This window comes from Ensifer adhaerens, from assembly GCF_013283195.1.
Lineage (GTDB): Bacteria > Pseudomonadota > Alphaproteobacteria > Rhizobiales > Rhizobiaceae > Ensifer > Ensifer adhaerens_G.
On the sequence record NZ_JABEKT010000014.1, the window covers coordinates 1 to 2,581 of the forward strand.

The 2,581-nt window shown below is 58.8% G+C and carries 3 protein-coding genes; all 3 read right to left on the reverse strand.

Features of this window, described 5'->3' with window-relative positions; all coding sequences use genetic code 11:
• Positions 1-80: 80 nt before the first annotated feature.
• Genes tnpC through tnpA form a run of 3 tightly spaced genes read right to left on the reverse strand, consistent with a single transcriptional unit; the run spans position 81 to position 2,501 of the window.
• The gene (gene tnpC, locus LPJGGPFB_RS32815) at positions 81-1,664 is read right to left on the reverse strand and encodes an IS66 family transposase (protein WP_173424102.1); all 1,584 of its coding nucleotides are present in this window, start codon (positions 1,662-1,664) and stop codon (positions 81-83) included.
• Between the two features lie 53 nt (positions 1,665-1,717).
• A complete protein-coding gene (gene tnpB, locus LPJGGPFB_RS32820) occupies positions 1,718-2,071 on the reverse strand; it encodes an IS66 family insertion sequence element accessory protein TnpB (protein ID WP_173424103.1) in 354 nt (117 codons plus the stop codon).
• Entirely contained in the window at positions 2,052-2,501 is a 450-nt protein-coding gene (tnpA, locus tag LPJGGPFB_RS32825) for an IS66-like element accessory protein TnpA (protein WP_173424104.1), read from the reverse strand. The genes tnpB and tnpA overlap by 20 nt, the downstream gene beginning before the upstream one ends.
• Between the last annotated feature and the right edge of the window lie 80 nt (positions 2,502-2,581).

Here is a 2,581-nt window from a genome sequence, read left to right on the forward strand (position 1 = left end):
GTAAGCGCGATTTTCCATGCGCATTGACGGCTTGCTTCACGGCTAAATCGCCCCCGCATGGGGAGCGATATCCGGCTCCACTAGGCCACGGATGTTTTGGAGAAGTTGAACGGTAGCAAGTCGCCGATCTCGGCCGCTTCGTCGCGCTGCGGCAACTCTGCAAGCACGTGGCGCAGCCAAGTGAGTGGGTCGACGCCACAGGCGCGGCACGTCAGCATCAAACTATAGATCACTGCGCTGGCCTTGGCTCCGTCAGCGGTATCGCTGAACAGCCACGATTTTCTTCCGGTGGCAAAGACCCTGATATCCCGCTCCAGAATATTGTTATCGATCGGCATCCTGCCATCGCTGGTGTAGCGAGTCAGATAATCCCATTGGTTTAGAGTGTAGGAAACGGCGTCGCCGAGCTTGGTATCTGGCACGACCTTCGGCGCGATGTTGTCGAGCCACGCCTTCAGGGCGGCCAGGACAGGCAAGCTGTGCTGTTGCCGGAAGCGGTGAATGCAGTCGGCCTGAGTTTCACCGACGTCGGGCTTTTCGTCTCGCGCCCGCGTTTCGAGCCGGTAGAGCTGCTCGAAGAACCTGAGAGCTTGCTCCGGCGGGCCTCCGCCTTTCTTTCTGGCTTTGAGGGCCTCAACGAAGCGCCGCCGGGAATGAGCCATGCATCCGACATGGGTTGCGCCATGCAATGTGCGCCACGCGGTGTAGCCATCGCTCACCAATATGCCGCGGTAGTCACCAAGGAAGGTCTGCGGGTGGATCTGGCCGCGGCCAGGCTGATAGTCGAGAAGCACGATCGGCTCTTCACTATCCTCACCACTCCGATAGGCCCACATATACGAGGTGCTGGTGGCCTCCTTGTCCCTTTCCTTGAGGACCTGAACCGTCGTCTCATCGCCATGAATGAGAGGCTGCGATTGAAGCCGCAGTTTCAGAGCGTCATAGATGCGGTGCAGATGCCTCTCGCTCGAACCGATGACCCAATGAGCAAGAGCCCCGCGGCTGATCGGAACACCGGCACGCTCGAATGTCTGCGCCACGCGGTAGAGCGGTGTACCGTCGACGTATTTGTGGACGAGCGCGAAGGCCAGCGTCGAGGCGGTAGCGATGCTGCCCGGCAGGGGCTGCGTCGGCATGGGGGCGATCACGACAGGCGTGTTGATCCCGGTGCGGTCGCAATGGCGGCAAGCGTACTTGAACCGCACATTCTGTAGGACCTTTGCCTTGACCTCGATATGGAGCTGCTCGGTAACAGCCTCGCCCATGCGATGCATCTGATCCTGGCAACAGGGACAAGCCTTCTGATCGTCGGGGAGGTCATATTCGACACGCTCGCGTGGCAGGTCTTCCGGCAGAGGCCTGCGGCCACGCTTCTTTCCCGTTGTGCCTTCGACCGCCGGTAGGCCTGTGTCCGGAAGCCCGACAAAATCGCCTTCCTCGCTGCCATCCACGTCAGCCTCTTCGGCCTCGTTGAAGAGGCGATCAATATGCTTTTCGCTGCGTGGGGCAAAGCGATGGAGCTTTGCCAGTGCCAGTTCCTCTTCCAGCTTGACGACCCGCCGCGAGAGCACTTCCTTCTCGGCTTTGAGCGCAGCGATTTCGGCAGCATTGGCCGCCAACTGCGCCATCAGCTCTGCAACACTAGGATCGCCGGTTCGAGTCATCCTAGTTTTGAATCTGAACCGCTTCTGCGCGTCAACAGCTCAATTCGCCATCCTCAGCCGACGATCTGATATTGCCGCACCGGATGGCGGATCATCGCATCGATATCGATGCCGTCTAGTATCCAATGCAGTTGCTCTGTCGTCAGCATGACCACCGGCACCTCGCGACGGGGCCATCGGAACTTGTCCTCGGTCAATTTCTTCAGGATCATGACAAAACCGGACCGATCAAAAAACAGGAGCTTCATCCGGTCGTGACGGCGATTGCAAAAGGCAAAGACCGCAGGCGCAAACGGGTCAAGCTCCATCACCTCCTGCACCAGGACCGCAAGACTGTTGATGCCCGCGCGGAAGTCGATCGGCTCCCGATGCAGGTAGACCTTGAGATCAGCGCCTAGTCTGAACATGACCCAACGCTCCTATGATCGCTGTTAATCCGCTGAGATCGTCGCACTCCAGCGTCAATCTCACACCATTCGGCAGTGACGCGCTCACCTTTGCTGGAGAGGACAGCGGGCCGCTCCTCTCCGCCTTCGGCAATACCTCTTCGCGATCCGTGGCGGGCATCTCATGGTCGAACTTGCTGCTCGCGGCGGCGATCTGGACCGGAATAAACGCAGATGTCGAAGACGGCGATGGTGGATGTGCCTGGGTGTGTTTCCTGATCCATTTCCAAACGAGGTTCGCATTGACCCCGTGTTCTCGCGCAAGTTTCGATACTGATGCACCGGGCCCAAGGCAGGCTGTAACAAGGCGATCTTTCGACCCTTGATCGAAGCGCCGCCTTCCATTCCGACCGACCAGTCGTACCGCGAGTTTTTGACCTTCATCCATCACTTGGTGTCCACCTCTTTTAGGTGGACACCTCATGCCAAAGCTCACTCAATTGCAGAAGGTGCGGAGAAATTCGCGCTTAC